Origin of the sequence: Cellulophaga algicola DSM 14237, assembly GCF_000186265.1 — a bacterium.
Classification (GTDB): domain Bacteria; phylum Bacteroidota; class Bacteroidia; order Flavobacteriales; family Flavobacteriaceae; genus Cellulophaga; species Cellulophaga algicola.
In genome coordinates this window covers 1,896,859-1,912,862 of the sequence record NC_014934.1, presented here as the reverse complement: position 1 = coordinate 1,912,862, position 16,004 = coordinate 1,896,859, and the positions used below count along the sequence as shown (strand labels likewise).

Sequence of the window (16,004 nt, the reverse complement as noted above, 5' to 3'; positions counted from 1 at the left end):
TCGGTATGAAGTTTCTAAAAAGAAGTAACAATTGTGTACTTTTCACTACTTATAGCCTACAGTATTAAATTTCTGAACATATGTCAAGACTCATCTCAAATACTAAACTCACGGAAAGCGATTTAAAAATTCTAACCCATGCAAAACAGCAGATGGAAGAAATTGGCTGGGCCATGAAAGGTTTAAATAGTGTTGGAAATATTATTCAGAATAAAGTGGAATTGCTTCCTCAAAAGCAACAAAAATGGTTGCAAGAAGCTAGTTACAATGCGTTACAAAAAGTAGTAAAAACAAATTTGCTATCGATGAAAACAAATAAGCCAGTAACAGCACCTTTAAACAATGCGTATAAAGCACTCGTTACTTCTTCGGGTATTTTAGGGGGTACTTTTGGAGTAATTGCTTTTTCTGCAGATTTGGCCGTTGCCACGAAATTTATGATGCGTTCTATTATGGATATTGCCCGTAGTGAAGGGGAAGACCTAACGGAATTAGATACACAATTAGCCTGCTTACAGGTTTTTGCCCTAGGAGGAAAAAGCAAACACGATGACCATCTAGAAACTTTGTACTATGCGACTCGAATTACACTAAACACTACTGTTAAAGGAGCAACAAGTGGTGCGAGTAAATTAGTAGGCGGAATGTTAAAGGGAAGTTCTAATCCATTATTGCAAATTTTAGGCGCTATTGCCTCTAGATTCAGCATACAAGTTTCTGAAAAATTTGTAGCGCAAGCCATTCCTATTTTGGGTGCCGCCGGTGGAGGTGCTATAAACTTGGCATTTATTCACCATTTTCAACGCATGGCGCACGCACATTTTGCAATCAGGAGGTTAGAACGCACGTATGGCGAAGCGTTTATAAAGCAATCTTATGAAGGTATTATTTTAAACTAATGTTTAGCTTAATTCTTTTTTCATCTCTTTTCTTAAATAATACCCAGTGATCATCGTTGCGAGTACATCTGCAATAGGAAATGCTAACCACACCCCTAGCTCTCCCAAATAATTTGGTAAAATTATAATTAACGGTATAAAAAAGAATCCTTGTCTTGTGAGGGTTAATAGAAGTGCAGGAATAGCTTTCCCTATCGCTTGGAAATACGCAGCACCAATTAATTGTAAGGCGATAATTGGCGTTGCAGCAAATACCAAGCGCATAGCTGTGGGTGTATGTTCTAAAACATAAGCATTTACAGCTAATTCACTTGCAGAAATTCCTTCTTTAGAACTTAAAAACAAAGATGCTATTTCGGCAGGAAAAATCATTAATCCAACAAAAACAACGCTTGCCATGATTGCTGCATATTTTATTGCTGTAGAAATACTTTCTCGTACCCTTTGGTATTTTCCTGCTCCATAATTAAAACCGGCAATAGGCAAAAAACCTTGTGTTACTCCAAATACAGGAAAAAGTGCAAACATCAACATCCTGCCTACAATAGCGTAAACGGCGACCATTGCTTCACCTCCTAAACCAAACAGTATATTGTTCATCAATAAATAAACAATACTCGTCGTTGCCTGCCTTGCCAAGGTTACAAACCCTAAGGAACCTATTTCCTTTAAAATAGGAAGATGAAATTTTAAGTGATGCCACCCAATTTTAAGTTCTGAGTTTTTCGAGATGAAGAAATAGAGCACATAGGAAAAACATAACACATACCCAATAGTAGTTGCCCATGCGGCTCCAGCCATTCCCCAATCAAAAATATAGATGAAGATATAATCCATCACCAGATTTCCAATGGAAGGAATAATCATCGCAATCATCGCAAATTTAGGTTTCCCTTCTGCTCTAATCACCGTATTGCCCATCATACAAAGGGCTAGAAAAGGCACTCCGTATAAAACAATAGTATAGTAGACTTTTGCGGGATCAAATATTCTACCCTTTCCCCCAAATGCAGGGATAATAGAATCAACATACGTTAACCCTAAAATAACCATAATGATGGTTATTAAAAGGGTCAGCGCTATTTGATTCCCGAATGTTTTTAATGCTTTTTCTCTGTTATTTGCCCCTAGGGCACGGGAGATAATACTAGACCCGCCAATCCCGACGGACATCCCCAATGCTGCAATAAAAAAAGAAACAGGTAATACTACATTTATTGCCGCAATAGCAATAGAACCAATCCAATTTCCAACAAAGATGGAATCTACCAACACATTAAGAGACATCACTAAGATACCAATGGATGCAGGTACAGCCTGTTTTACAAGTAATTTACCTATAGATTCAGATCCGAGTTGATCAGCGGAGACTTTTGCCATTATACAGGCAGTTTTTCAGTTTTTTCCCAGTTATTTAACCATTCTGCCATCACAGAAACCCATGAATCATCATCATTTAAACAAGGAATATGCTTATAGGTGTCGCCTCCTGCTTCTTGGAATTGCTCTTTACCTTCCATAGCGATTTCCTCAAGCGTTTCTAAGCAATCTGAAACAAACGCAGGTGTAATCACAGCCAAACGTTTCTTTCCTTCTTTCGGGAAACGCTCAAATTCAAAATCAGTATACGGTTTCAACCAGGGATCATTTGGTAGTCTTGACTGAAAAGACACACTTACTTTATCTTCTGGTAAACCTAAATATTTCTTTACACGCTCCGTAGTGTCATAACATTGATGACGGTAACACGTGTTATGTGCTACAGAATTTGTCTGACAACAGCTTCCGTCTATTTTACAATGAAATTTTGTTGGGTCTGATTTACGGATGTGGCGTTCAGGAATTCCATGATATGAAAACAAGATATGATCATACTCAAAGCCTTCTAAATGTTTTGCAATGCTTTCGGAAAGGACTTTTATATAGTCTTCATTTTTATAAAAAGCAGGCAAGGTGGTAATTTTCATCTCTGGAAAAAACTCATCTTTTACTTCCATGGTTTTTACCACAACAGTTTCAAAGGAAGACATGGCATAATGCGGATAAAGAGGCACTAAAATAACATCATCGACACCCTTGTCTTTCAACTCTTGCATTGCCTTTTTAATGCTCATTTTACCATAACGCATTCCTAAGGCCACGGGCATCTGAATTTGGGTGCTCACTTTTTTAGCAAATCTTTCAGAAATAACGACCAATGGGGAACCTTCATCCCACCATATTTTAGCATAGGCTTCAGCAGATTTCTTAGGTCTTGTTTGAAGAATAATACCTCTTACAATGATATTTCTAAGAATATTTGGAACGTCAATTACTCTTTCATCCATCAAAAATTCGTCTAAATACGGCTTAACATCTTTAGCCGTAGGACTTTCTGGCGAACCCAAATTAACCATTAATACTCCTTTCATAATCTTTAAATTTTCTTTTTCAGACTACAAAAATACTACATGCTAATTTTAAATCCTTTAAAACCACCAATTAGTTTATTTATGATATTATAGTTAAATTCAATTTTCACAGCGATTTAACATAGAAAAAGTATTGTTTTCTTATGTTGCAACTACAGTAATTTAAACCTAAAAAAATATGTTTAAAAATCTATTACAAAAACCAAATGTCTTGGTCTATATTGTTGCCGCACTTTTAGCCCTAGCTATTTTACAATACATTACTGTAAAAATTTTACGGCATTTTGGAAAAAATCCTAAATATTTAATAGATAAAAAAAGCATTTCTAGACTAACAAAGCCCATATTTATCCTTTTTATCGCTATTCTAATTAGAATTAGAGTCATCCATGATAATTTAGGAATTAGTGAAGTTACCTATGCGCTTCAAAAAATTAGTACACTTTTAATCATTTGCGCTATTACCTGGTTACTAATTGCAATTATTAGAATTATTAAGCAAAAGGTGATAGAAAATTACGACGTTAATGCCTCCAACAATTTAAGAGCTCGAAAAATATATACCCAGTTTAATATTTTAGAGCGTATTGTAATCTTTATACTCATCATTTTTGCTATTGGTATTGCCTTGATGAGTTTTGATAGTATTCGTGAAATTGGTGTAAGTATTTTTGCATCTGCCGGGGTCGCAGGAATTATACTTGGTTTTTCTGCCCAAAAAATGCTGGGTAGTATTTTAGCTGGAATTCAAATTGCCATTGCCCAACCCATTAAAATTGATGATGTGGTTATTGTTGAAGGAGAATGGGGGCGAATAGAAGAAATTACACTCACCTATGTGGTCGTGAATATTTGGGACAAAAGACGTCTGATTGTTCCCACGACCTACTTCATTGAAAAACCTTTTGAAAACTGGACCAAAACTTCATCAGACATTTTAGGAACTGTATTTTTATATACCGATTATACCGTACCCTTTGATGAAATTAGAACAGAATTAACTAGAGTACTAAACAGTACAGAATTGTGGGATGGCGAAGTGAATGTCTTACAAGTAACAGACTCCAAAGAAAACAGTGTAGAAATTAGAGCGCTTATGAGTGCAAAAGATTCTCCTACCGCTTGGGATTTACGTGTTTTAGTACGTGAAAAATTAATCTCCTTTTTACAGAAAAACTATCCAGAGAGTTTACCACATACTAGAGTATTGGTGAAAAATTTAGACAATTTAAAAATACAATCAAAATAGTATCGTTATACATAGTAACTATAACACCCGCAAACCATTATTAAACCAAGATTGCCAATGCGATTATTATTAAGCTTCTTTTTTGTTTTATCCTATTTTGTGAGTAACGCTCAAGAAAAAAATAGTCTTCTTTGGGAAATATCTGGAAATGGATTAAAACAAAGCTCTTACCTCTATGGCACCATGCACGTGAGCAAAAAAATTGCTTTTCGCTTAGATGATGTCTTTTATGAAGCTTTAAATAATAGCGAAGTAATCGCGCTAGAGTCTGATCCTAATACTTGGCTAGATAATGAAGACAGTATGGGATTTACTTTTGGAGAAAGTTTTATGACTAAGGGGTTTTATACCAATACGTTTAAAATTGAAAATCCAAAAAAAGAAGAACTCTCTGCTTATTTAGGCTTTGAAGATCAAATGATTAATAGCATTTTATACCGATCGGATGAAAGTTCACAAAACTTTGAAGAAGATACGTATCTAGATATGTTTATTTATCAAGCTGGAAAAAAATTTAGCAAACCTGTCATTGCGCTAGAGGACACTGAAGAATCTACAGCCCTAGTGGGCCGTGCAAGTTTTAACAGCTTAAAAGAAAAGCCTGCAGAATGGCTGCAAAAAAAGATGCAACAACAAGAGCCTTTACAGTTGTTACAAGATGCGTATCGAGAACGAAACATTAATCTTCTAGATTCTATTGACAAGGGCATGTATACGCCATATTATTTACAAAATATGCTCTATACAAGGAATAACAACATGGCCATAAAATTAGACTCTACTATAAAACGTTCTAAAGTATTTGCCGGAATAGGTGCTGCACATTTACCAGGGGAACGTGGCGTTATAGCCTTACTTCGAAAAAAAGGATACACGGTAAAAGCACTTACTTCTAAAACTACTGAAAAAGGCACTACGCTCAAAGAAGTATTTGAAGAGAAAATTAAAGAAAATAAATATAGCTACCAAACGGTAGATGACTCCCTATTCTCTATCTCATTACCCAATAAATTATACCCAATAGCCGAGTTCTCTAATACATTTTATATTTCTCCTGATTTAGCAAATGGTAGTTTCTTTACTGTAAATAGAATTCCGACCTATTCTTTTCTTAAAAAAGATGCAGTATACACTATAGAAGACATAGATAAATTATTATTTGAGAACATACCTGGTAAAATTGTAGCGAAAAATAAGATTGTAAGAAATGGATTTGAGGGAATTGATGTCAAAAACCTTTTAAAAAATGGGGAGCACCAACGGTATCAAATTTTTGTAACCCCTTTAGAAATTATCATCTTTAAAATGGGCGGGCACGGTACTTTTGTAACTCAGTACTCTGATACTATTTTTAATAGCATCCGATTTAAAGAGATGAACAATACTTTGAAAATGGTACATTCTATTTATGATGATTTTGAAGTAGAAATGCCTTCTAATTATGCATTTACCAATACCAGCAGATCTGGAAATAGGTTTATTCAAGGTGTTGATAGCAAAAATAATACCTATCGGTTTTTAAAGAAAGCTACACTTCATGATTTTAATTATATTGAAGAAGATACGTTTGAGTTAAAGCAAATCCAACATCGATTTTATCAAGATTTAGAACTTAAGGGAGTCTATAAGGAATTTAATCACAATAGTTTAAAGTCCTCAGCAGTAACTGATAGTTTAAGTGGAAAAAAACTCCATTTAATGACGAAGATTAAGGGCGAAGATTATTATTTATTAGGCATTTCAACTACAGATACTGAAGAAGCTAAGGCGTATTTCAATTCATTTACATTAAAAGCTCCAAAATATCATGAGACGTATTCCATGGTAAAGGACACCGCTTTATTTTTTACCACAATAGCACCCGTGAAACCGCCAAAATTTGTAGTGAATAGTAATGGATATACTAAAAAAGATATTAAACCATATGACGCTTATAGTAAGAGAACCGTTTATCAAAACAAGAATAATGAAGCCATAACAGTACAATTAAATAAATCTCATGATTTCTTAATGTTTACCTCAATTGATTCGGTTTGGTCCTTACGGAAGAAATTATATTCCTATAAGCGGTTTAACATAACTCATGAAAAGATTTCACAAAACCCAAAAGGATATAGCGAACTACAATTAACGCTAACAGATACAGCCAGCACACGAGGAATCTTAATTAAGAATATTCTCAAAGGTGGCGCTTTGTATGAATTACAGGCGGTGATTGATACCGTTAGTAAACCCAGCAAATTTGTTCAAGAGTTTTTTGATAATTTTCAACCCTTAGACACGATTATTAGTAAAGATATTTTAGCAGATAAAACCAATCAGTTTTTTAAAGCTCTAAGAAGTAATGATAGCATCATATTAAACGGATACCAGTTTATTCAATTTGAGAAAAAGCATATTGATTCACTAAAGAATATCATCACTGAATTTGACTTTAAGGAAAGTCAGAAAAATATACAAAGTTATTTAATTGAGCGATTGGCCGCTATTGATGATTCTGATGCTATAGATTTTTACAATGACTTCTACCAAAAATCTTATAACAATTCGTCTTCACAAACGAAAGTATTACAGGCAATTGCTAAAAAAAGCACTTCAGAATCTGCTAAGCAACTTTTAAATTTAATGTCAGTAGACCTTCCCCTAGCGTCTAGTTCCTATGAGATTTTTCAAATATTTAAACCTTATATGGATAGCCTACCGCTTGCCAAGAAATTATATCCTGAAATTCTAGACTATAGCGCTATTGAAGAATACAAATCATCTATATTTTCGCTTCTTGCAAAACTAAAAGCAGAGGGCTTAGTTAAACCAAGTAGTTATAAAAAATACCGCAAGCAAATGCTGAATGATGCCAAAATTCAATTAAAGCGAGCCTTAGGGAAAAGTAAAAACAAAAATACCAGTCAGCATTACGATAACTTCTATTTAGGCAAACAAAATTCTGTGCTAGAAGATTATGTGCAGCTTCTACAGCCTTTTGCAAAAGAAAAAGAAGTGCAATTGTTCTTTGAAAAATTAAATTTATTAGAAGATCCAGACATACAAACTACGAAAGCTGCACTATTAGCGTCTACACCCAATGCTATAAAAACAGAAGAATTAAATAAATTGGCAGCAGCTATTAATAGTAGAAATCTCTTATTTTTAAAACTAAAAGAAGCAGGAAAATTATCCCTATTCCCAAAAACATACAAGACACAAAAACAACTAGCTGAATCACAATTATTTGAACGAAAAAACACTTTAGAAGAAAAAGATTCCATAGTGTTTATTTCACAAAAAGAAATAATCTACCGCAACAAGAAATACATTGGATACGTTTTTAAACACAGAGACGGTGAAGACTATGATAAAAATTTTAAAATGTACTTATCGGTATACGAAGATACTGACACATTAAAAGGTAAGCCCTTTTATAATAATAGCGGGTACCGTATTGAAGACACCGATACTGATGAAGAAATGGCAGCTCTAGTCATTGAGGAATTTTTATTAAGAGAACGACCAAGAGCTGAAGCGTACAGACCAGACCAAGGAAATAACTTTGGGTACTATGATTATTAAAAATACTTATCTTTAAAATTCTAAAAGCAATATATTGCTTATAACCAACAAAATGAACCAAGAACACGACACTATAACGCCTGAATTTATTGATGTTTTAAGAAAAGAAGGGAATAAAGCCTGGAGTATCTGTCTTTCTTTAAATTCAGATCACAAATATAAAAACGCTTTAAAGACAATTACCGATGAGAGTTTTTCAGGAACACAGTACAAAGCCGAACATCTATTATTGCGAGACGTAGTTAGCTTATATAATACTTTTGCTTTAACGTACAATGCAAAATCAAGAATACCAAACAAGATAAAATTTATCCTAATTTTCCTTTATGAAAAGCTCCAAGGTAAAGATCTTGCACAATCTTTTGATGTTCAAAAATTAGCTAAATTACCTTTAGCTAAACATTTTGATGCCAATGTTCAGCTTATCCAGGACACTTCTTTTTATCAACCTAAAGAAGAATTAAAATCTGAATACTGCGCTACCCTAATTCTAGATAAAATAAAGAGTAACGAGTTAGATGCTATTGCTTCCTTTTTAAATAGGATTGCGTTATTAATGGCACAAGCAGATGGTTTGGTTGCAGAAACAGAAGAAGAACTATTGAAATCTATCTCTAAAAAAATAAACAACCCAAAAAGGAGTACAGAAAACTCTAACTACATTGAAGTTCCGGAAGATGATACTATAGAAAAGGTATTAGAGGAGCTAAATGAACTTGTAGGACTAGAGGAAATAAAAAAAAATGTAAATGATCTTATTAATTTTTTAAAGGTCCAGAAAATACGAGAAGAGAACGGTTTAAAAGCTAATAAAACATCTCTTCATTTTGTTTTTATGGGACCTCCTGGAACGGGTAAAACTACCGTAGCTAGAATGCTTGGTAGAATTTTTAAACATTTAGGGTATTTAAAAAGAGGTCATTTAGTAGAAACAGATAGATCTGGAATGGTCGCGGGCTATGTAGGGCAGACAGCACTTAAAGCCGATGAAATTATTAGTGCCGCCAGTGATGGTGTACTTTTTATTGACGAAGCATACTCGCTTACTTCCGGTGGTTTTAATGATTTTGGATCTGAAGCTATTGAAGTGCTTTTAAAACGAATGGAAGATTTACGAGATAGTCTTGTCGTAGTGGTAGCAGGTTATCCTGATGAAATGGAAATTTTTATCCAATCTAACCCTGGATTACAATCTCGTTTTAATCGCTATTTAAATTTTGATCATTACAAACCCGATGCGCTATTAGAAATTTTTAAACTGATTACAAAAAAATCTGATTTTAATCTTACGGTAGATGCAGAAGATAAACTTTCTGAAATCATCCTAAGTCTTTATGATAAAAGGCACAAAAGTTTTGGTAACGCTAGAACGATGAGAAACCTTTTTGAAAAAATAATACAAAGACAAGCGAATAGAATTGTCAATATAACCCCTATTAGCGAAGAAATATTAATTACCATTACTGAAGAAGATATTCCTGAAATAGCTGTCGCAGTAAAAGAGATTAGCGTTTTTGATACCGCTGAAAATTCTTAAAAAAACCTATGAGCATACAAGATATTATTTCATGGTTTAACAGCAACCAATCTGGCGTACTGTACTATTTTGGCATAGCACTAGTATTGGCACTACTTTCTACCTTCATTGTAAATGCAAAAAACATTAGTACGGTAAAATACGTGATGTCTTTTTTGGTATATGCGGTATGCATTCCTGGAGTTCTAGCACTATTCTTATTATTATACAATATCCTATTTTTAGGCTCAAGCATCCTTCAATTAGGTTTAGTGACCTATTTTTTACCCATTGTGGCTATGATTTTAATTCTTATAGTCTTAAATAGGAAAATTAAAATGGCTAAATTACCGGGCTTTACCAGATTATCTAGTTTAATAGTTATAATTGGAATATCATTTATTCTTTTGTTTGTACTTCAAAGATCCTATTTTGGTGTAATATTCTTAGGAGGATTTACACAACTTTTATTAGTCTTTGCAGTTATAATGGTAGTATTAAGAGTTGCTTGGAATAAATTTATCAAATAACTTGTAACAAAAATGAATGATACGATACCAATAAATAAAGAATAAATTAGCATTTTAAAAGTAGTAAATATGCTATAATTGGTAAAATTACCTAATTTTATAGCCTGTTAACGCAAATAGAAAAATATTTTAATAGTAAAGACAACCACACTTGCCATGGCAAAAGAAAAATTTAATTGGAAATCTCTTTTCGTAAATGACGGAGAACAAAAGTCTACAGCATCTAAACCAGAAGAAAAAATAGACTTCCCGGAGGAGCCAATAGCTGCTAGCACAAAGTTTCCTGAAACCAAAAGAGCTACTTCACAACAGCAAGTTAATACTTCTTCGGTAGATAATTCTGTACTTAACAGTGTTATAGAGATGTATGAATCCGGATTTGAATCCTTGAATTTACCTGGGTATGATTTTTATGAGTTTTTTAAAGCGATTAAAGCTGTAGGGTCTAACGATCCCAATGTCTACAAAATGGCATTTACGATGGCACAAAGTGTTGATACGAAAGTAACCAAAGACTCCCTTTTAGACGGTGCAAATTTTTACATCAAAGAAATTAATGATGTACACGAAAATTACCACTCTAAAGGAAATGCCAAAAAAGAAGAATTTGAATCAAGTCTATTACACCAGAAAAAAACCTTGTCTGAAGAAGTATCTGAATTAGAAAAACAGATTCTTCAATTACAAACACAGGCTAGTGATAAAAAAAATCAGTTGAATGCGCTTGAAAACGGAACCTCATCTGAAATGGCTGAAATAGAACAAAAAATAATAGCGAACGACATCGCAAAAACAAAAATTCTAGAGATTATTACCACAGTAGCCGACGGAATCAAAATCAACCTATAAATACCCTTAAATGAATACTGAAGAATCAAAAAGTCATATACTAGACTTACCTATTTTAAAGCATTTTGATGACGAAAAGGGCGAAATTTCTTTAAACCCTAATAATTGGAGAAATGGTGAAAAAGGCTTAAATACCGCCATAAAGTTAGCTTTATTTGCTGCTGTTGGTTATGGCGCATGGGTTTACATTTTACCACCACTTTTTACTGCATTAGGCCAAATTATTGCCTTAGCTGGTGTTGCTATTTTTATTGTATTCTTTATCCTGATGCTTCCTGTTATATTTAAAGGATTGCGTAGACTTACAAGAGCACTTCATAAATCGTTAATAAAATACGATCCTTTCGGAGAGCTACAAGAGCAAAAACAAAAGATGCTTACCAACCGTAAAGTTTTTAAAGAATCTAAAGCAAAAATAAAAGCTCTAAAAAGCAACATGGAAGCGGAATCTTTTAAAGCTGAAAAGGAAGCTAAAGATTATCAAGACCGCGTGGTTAGCCTACAAAAACAAGCACAGAAGATAAAAACTGAAATGGAGCGTTTGGTAGGAGAAAAAGGCTCTGCAGGAAAAGATACCGATGAGTATGTAGAATTACACAGTGCACTGGCTAAGAAATTATCAGAATCGCAACGTGTAACCCACCAACTAGAACAGAGTAAAAGTTTTATCCAAAAATATGGTAGCCGTGCTAACGTCATGGGAAAACTAGACCGTAAACTTACGCTGGCAGGAACAGCAATAGACATCAAAATATCAGATTTTGAGGTTACTATTCAAATGTTAGAAAAAGAATATGCGTTTGCCAAATCTGCAAGAGAAGCTACAGAAGGTGCCAAATCTGCCATGCATTTTACAAAAGATTGGGAGTTAGAATATGCCCTAGACGTTATTACAGAAACTATCGCCATGGACATTGCCAGAACGCAAGAGAACTTATCTGATATTGATATGCTGACTAGCAAATATGATATTGACAGTGATGAGTTATATTCTCAACTAGATACCTTAGCAGATAAAATTAAAACCGGGAAAGATTATGTTCCTGATTCTAAGAAATACAAGAATCCAAATTACAAACTAACACAAGAAGATAAACAAGAAAGTGGTGGTTTTGGAAACATGTTTGATTAACTTTTTAAATACTAAATAACTAAACACAATAACAATGGGTAAGATTTTACGAACAAAAAAACTCACCACTTTATCAGAATTATTAATCGTAGTCGTACTACTAGGTGGTATTCTTGGTGCTGTATATTATTTTGCACCCGGATTACGCGTTGGTGAAGCAAAAACATTAGACGAACTTAATGTAGATAAGAATGAAGTAAATAATGTAATTACTTCCGCGAAATTAGCATTACCATCTACAAGCACATCTAGCGATGTAAAAAATAAACCTTTAGTACGTATTGCTGCTTATGCATGGAATGCACAGTCTGGTATTATTGTAGCAAATGGAGGGCCTAAAACAACTAAAGGTTCTTTAATGGAGCAAAATGGCGTTAATCTTGAAATTATTCGTCAGGATTGGTTATCAGAATTGCGTAACATGCAGATGAAATTCGTTGAAGAATTTGATCGTGGCGAAGAATACCCTGATGCAGATAAAAGTGCTTTTGCTATTATTATGATGGGAGATGGTGCTCCTTTTTACATCAGTACCATGCAACAAGCATTAGATGATAAATTTGGAAAAGATAAATACCACGTACAAGTAGTAGGTGCAGTAGGTATTAGTTATGGTGAAGATAAATTAATTGGCCCACCAAGTTGGAAAGTAGATCCTAAAAGTATGAAAGGTGCTTTAATCTCTACTGTTTTAGGAGATGGTGACTGGGTGACTGCCTTAAACTATGCATTTGCAAACGGATTGAAAGTAAATCCTGATTCTAATACATACGATCCTGAAGCGGTAAACTTCTACCCTTCTCAAGATGATGATTATATAAAATCTGCTGAAGAACTTATTAAATCTCAAAAATCTGGATGGACAGTTCCTTTAAAAGAGGTTAAAAACGGAAAGCTTACCGGAAAAACGATCAACAAAAAGATTGATGGTTGTGCTACATGGACGCCTGGTGACAAAATGGTATTTGATGCGTTAAGCGGATTTACAGATGTTGCGTCTACCAAAGAGTTTAACAACCAAATGGCGACTACAGTTATCGCGGTTAAAGAATGGTCTACACAACATCCTCAAATTGTAAGTAATATATTGAAGTCGGCTTTAACGGCTTCAAACCAAATGAAACAGTATGATGAGTGGCAAGTAAGAGCTTCTGAAGCTGTTGCAGACACTTATGACTTAGAGAGTGCTAAGTACTGGTATGATATGTTTAAAGGTCAGAAAGGAAGCAAAAACGGTATTGATTACAACATGGGTGGGTCAAGAGTTTTTAACTATTCTGATGTGATGCAATATTACGGGATTACAGATGGTACCAATCGTTATAAAGCAGTTTACAACCAAGTATCTACGTATTTAAAAGAATTAAATCCATTCGGTTTCAATGAATCTGTAAAACGCATTGTTCCTTATGACGAAGCTGTAAACCTTTATTTCATTAAAAACATTAATGATATAGAATCTGGTACAGCGTACAAAGCAGATTATTCTAAGGAAGCAAGTGAAGTTATGGCCTCTGGAGAATGGAATATTAGTTTTGATACGGGTAGTGCAAACATCTCTAGCTCATCACAAAGTACACTAGAAACTATTTACAACCTTTTAATACAAGCAGAGGATACCAAGCTTAGCTTAGAAGGCCATACGGATGATACAGGTTCTAGCGAAGCTAACTATGACTTATCGCAACGAAGAGCACAAGCTGTAGTAAACTTCTTAAGAACTAAAGGTATACCACAAACACGTTTCCAAAATGTTATTGGAAAAGGAGAAGATGAGCCTGTTGAAAGTAATACAACAAATTCTGGAAGAGCTAAAAACCGTAGGGTAGTTATTGTTCTTTTAAAATAAAATAAATTTTAAAACTCAAAAAACCGCTCCAATTTTACACTAGTATTTTGGCGCGGTTTTAGGTTTATACTAACTTGTAATCATCATGAAAAATATATTTACACCCTTTGAAAATGTAAGCAAGAATACCAATCTTGTTATTGTCCTTGTTTGGATTGTAGCACTTTTCGGAATTTGGTTTGTTTCAAGCATGGGAGATAGACATCTATTTCCATCACCTCAACAAGTATTACAAGGCTTTTCAGAGCTTTATAACGAAGGTTTGGTCGTACACATCGGAAATTCCCTGCTGCTCTGTTTTTCTGCCATAATCATCGCCATCTTCATTTCATTAACATTTAGCTATTTGTCTACGGTTCCTGTAATACAACCGGTAGCCAAAACACTAAGTAAATTAAGGTATTTACCGCTTACAGGGATCACCTTCTATTTAGCTATTTTGATAAGTGATGCTAGAACCATGCAAATTTGGGTTTTGGTGGTTTTTATGAGCACGTATTTAACCACATCATTATTAAGTATGGTGAATAGTGTTCCGCAAGAAGAATTTGACCATGCGAGATCTCTAGGTTGCAATAGATGGGAAGTTTTATGGGAAGTAGTCGTTAAAGGAAGAATAGATTATGTTATAGATGTTATTCGCCAAAACCTTGCTATTGTTTGGATGATGCTCGTTACTGTAGAGTCTATTTTGGTTGCCGCTGGAGGCTTAGGCTTCTTGATTAAAAACTCAGACAAATTTATGAATCACGGTAGAATTATTGCTTTGCAAATTGTAATCTTAGCACTGGGTCTTTCTATCGATTTTGTATTAAACTATTTAAGAAAAAGCTTTTTCAGATATTCAAAAATATAATTAGAGATGAATTACAGCAGTGAAAATACATTACTCTACGTTGAAAACCTAAGTGTTGCTTATGGTGACAAAACCATCATTAAAGATATTAACCTTGTTGAAAAAGACACGATTAGAACCGGTGAAGTTACCGGTCAAGTAATTGCAGTGGTTGGACGATCTGGAACAGGAAAATCTACCTTTTTCAAAGCATTAACAGGCTTAGTAAAACCTACTTCTGGAAAAGTATTGATTGCAGATACGGCAACTACAAATGCTGAAAACGATGCAAAAGAAGTTCACGAAGGAGATATAGGATTTGTAGACCAGAAGTATACCCTCTTTAGAAACAAAACGGTTTATGAAGCGTTAATGTTTGCCCTTCGCAAGAAGGAAATATCTAAAGAAGCTAAAAACGAACAAATTTTAACGTATTTAAAAGAATGGGGACTTGAAAAGGCAAAAGATCAATATCCATGTGAACTTTCTGGTGGGCAACGTCAAAGAACGGCAATTATAGAACAGATCTTTTCTTCTGGTCATTACATGGTCTTAGACGAACCTTTTTCTGGTTTAGATGTTGGTAATATTGAAGATGTAAAAAAAGCATTTAAATTAATTACAGAGAGCCATGAATACAACACCATTATCTACTCTACCCATGACATTGAATTGGCGGTAGAATTAGCAGATAGTATCTACATTATTGGGTATCCTGAAGTAGACGGTAAAAAAATGACCTACGGAAGTATCGTAAAGCACTTTGACATGAAAGAGATTGGATTGGCTTGGAAAGAATTTGGTCTTGGCCATTTAGACATTGTAAAGCAAATAAAAGCCATTATGCTCCAATCATAATTTAGGCCAATAAACTTTGTATTAAGCCAAATTAAGGATATCGTAGCACAAGCAGGAAGAATGATCTAAGACAAACCGAATATGGTAGACATCGAAAGTTTTGCCTACTATTCTACCATACCAAAAAAGTGTGTTTAATTACTACTATAGACGATGCTTTCATCTTAAATTAAGTCAAGAAAATTCCAGATTGGAAACTAGAAATCGTATAAGGGAGTAGCGCTATTTTTATACTTTTAGGGGTTTTATCAGGCGGTTTGTTTTTAACATTTGAAACAAGAAGGAAAGCAAAAGCCATAGAGATCATCA

12 protein-coding genes are annotated in these 16,004 nt (G+C 34.2%); 10 read left to right on the top strand and 2 right to left on the bottom strand.

What is annotated here, in order from left to right; genetic code table 11:
* The first annotated feature begins 80 nt into the window (after positions 1–80).
* Positions 81–899 carry an EcsC family protein gene (locus CELAL_RS08230; protein WP_013550448.1) on the top strand — a complete coding sequence of 273 codons (819 nt, stop codon included), beginning with the start codon at positions 81–83 and terminating at the stop codon, positions 897–899.
* 3 nt (positions 900–902) lie between these two features.
* On the opposite strand, the gene CELAL_RS08225 is transcribed toward CELAL_RS08230, so the two are convergent.
* Positions 903–2,279, bottom strand: coding sequence for an MATE family efflux transporter (locus tag CELAL_RS08225; protein WP_013550447.1), 1,377 nt, complete (start codon positions 2,277–2,279; stop codon positions 903–905).
* Positions 2,279–3,310, bottom strand: coding sequence for a ferrochelatase (hemH, locus tag CELAL_RS08220; RefSeq protein ID WP_013550446.1), 1,032 nt, complete (start codon positions 3,308–3,310; stop codon positions 2,279–2,281). Before hemH ends, CELAL_RS08225 begins: the two co-directional genes overlap by 1 nt.
* Positions 3,311–3,488: 178 nt before the next feature.
* Between hemH and CELAL_RS08215 the strand changes: the two genes are divergently transcribed.
* The 9 genes from CELAL_RS08215 (at position 3,489) to CELAL_RS08175 (ending at position 15,695) form a co-directional block, all read left to right on the top strand.
* Entirely contained in the window at positions 3,489–4,559 is a 1,071-nt protein-coding gene (locus tag CELAL_RS08215; protein ID WP_013550445.1) for a mechanosensitive ion channel family protein, read from the top strand.
* A gap of 57 nt (positions 4,560–4,616) precedes the next feature.
* Entirely contained in the window at positions 4,617–8,126 is a 3,510-nt protein-coding gene (locus tag CELAL_RS08210; protein ID WP_013550444.1) for a TraB/GumN family protein, read from the top strand.
* A gap of 52 nt (positions 8,127–8,178) precedes the next feature.
* Complete coding sequence (locus CELAL_RS08205) at positions 8,179–9,663, top strand: AAA family ATPase (protein WP_207176037.1); 1,485 nt, start codon at positions 8,179–8,181, stop codon at positions 9,661–9,663.
* Positions 9,664–9,671: 8 nt separating this feature from the next.
* Complete coding sequence (locus CELAL_RS08200) at positions 9,672–10,172, top strand: hypothetical protein (protein ID WP_013550442.1); 501 nt, start codon at positions 9,672–9,674, stop codon at positions 10,170–10,172.
* Between the two features lie 156 nt (positions 10,173–10,328).
* Positions 10,329–11,021: a hypothetical protein gene (locus CELAL_RS08195; protein ID WP_013550441.1), complete on the top strand. Its 693-nt coding sequence runs from the start codon at positions 10,329–10,331 to the stop codon at positions 11,019–11,021.
* A gap of 10 nt (positions 11,022–11,031) precedes the next feature.
* Positions 11,032–12,153: an Asp23/Gls24 family envelope stress response protein gene (locus CELAL_RS08190; protein WP_013550440.1), complete on the top strand. Its 1,122-nt coding sequence runs from the start codon at positions 11,032–11,034 to the stop codon at positions 12,151–12,153.
* A 34-nt stretch (positions 12,154–12,187) separates the two neighbouring features.
* Positions 12,188–14,002, top strand: a complete 1,815-nt coding sequence (locus CELAL_RS21430) for an OmpA family protein (RefSeq protein WP_013550439.1) — start codon at positions 12,188–12,190, stop codon at positions 14,000–14,002.
* 85 nt (positions 14,003–14,087) lie between these two features.
* Positions 14,088–14,858 carry an ABC transporter permease gene (locus tag CELAL_RS08180; RefSeq protein ID WP_013550438.1) on the top strand — a complete coding sequence of 257 codons (771 nt, stop codon included), beginning with the start codon at positions 14,088–14,090 and terminating at the stop codon, positions 14,856–14,858.
* 6 nt (positions 14,859–14,864) lie between these two features.
* A complete protein-coding gene (locus CELAL_RS08175; RefSeq protein WP_013550437.1) occupies positions 14,865–15,695 on the top strand; it encodes an ATP-binding cassette domain-containing protein in 831 nt (276 codons plus the stop codon).
* Positions 15,696–16,004: the final 309 nt, after the last annotated feature.

Bases quoted from the DNA above. Each gene is read 5' to 3' on its own strand.
- CELAL_RS08230 (WP_013550448.1), top strand. From the start codon at position 81: ATGTCAAGACTCATCTCAAATACTAAACTCACGGAAAGCGATTTAAAA.
- CELAL_RS08225 (WP_013550447.1), bottom strand. From the start codon at position 2,279: ATGGCAAAAGTCTCCGCTGATCAACTCGGATCTGAATCTATAGGTAAA.
- hemH (WP_013550446.1), bottom strand. From the start codon at position 3,310: ATGAAAGGAGTATTAATGGTTAATTTGGGTTCGCCAGAAAGTCCTACG.
- CELAL_RS08215 (WP_013550445.1), top strand. From the start codon at position 3,489: ATGTTTAAAAATCTATTACAAAAACCAAATGTCTTGGTCTATATTGTT.
- CELAL_RS08210 (WP_013550444.1), top strand. From the start codon at position 4,617: ATGCGATTATTATTAAGCTTCTTTTTTGTTTTATCCTATTTTGTGAGT.
- CELAL_RS08205 (WP_207176037.1), top strand. From the start codon at position 8,179: ATGAACCAAGAACACGACACTATAACGCCTGAATTTATTGATGTTTTA.
- CELAL_RS08200 (WP_013550442.1), top strand. From the start codon at position 9,672: ATGAGCATACAAGATATTATTTCATGGTTTAACAGCAACCAATCTGGC.
- CELAL_RS08195 (WP_013550441.1), top strand. From the start codon at position 10,329: ATGGCAAAAGAAAAATTTAATTGGAAATCTCTTTTCGTAAATGACGGA.
- CELAL_RS08190 (WP_013550440.1), top strand. From the start codon at position 11,032: ATGAATACTGAAGAATCAAAAAGTCATATACTAGACTTACCTATTTTA.
- CELAL_RS21430 (WP_013550439.1), top strand. From the start codon at position 12,188: ATGGGTAAGATTTTACGAACAAAAAAACTCACCACTTTATCAGAATTA.
- CELAL_RS08180 (WP_013550438.1), top strand. From the start codon at position 14,088: ATGAAAAATATATTTACACCCTTTGAAAATGTAAGCAAGAATACCAAT.
- CELAL_RS08175 (WP_013550437.1), top strand. From the start codon at position 14,865: ATGAATTACAGCAGTGAAAATACATTACTCTACGTTGAAAACCTAAGT.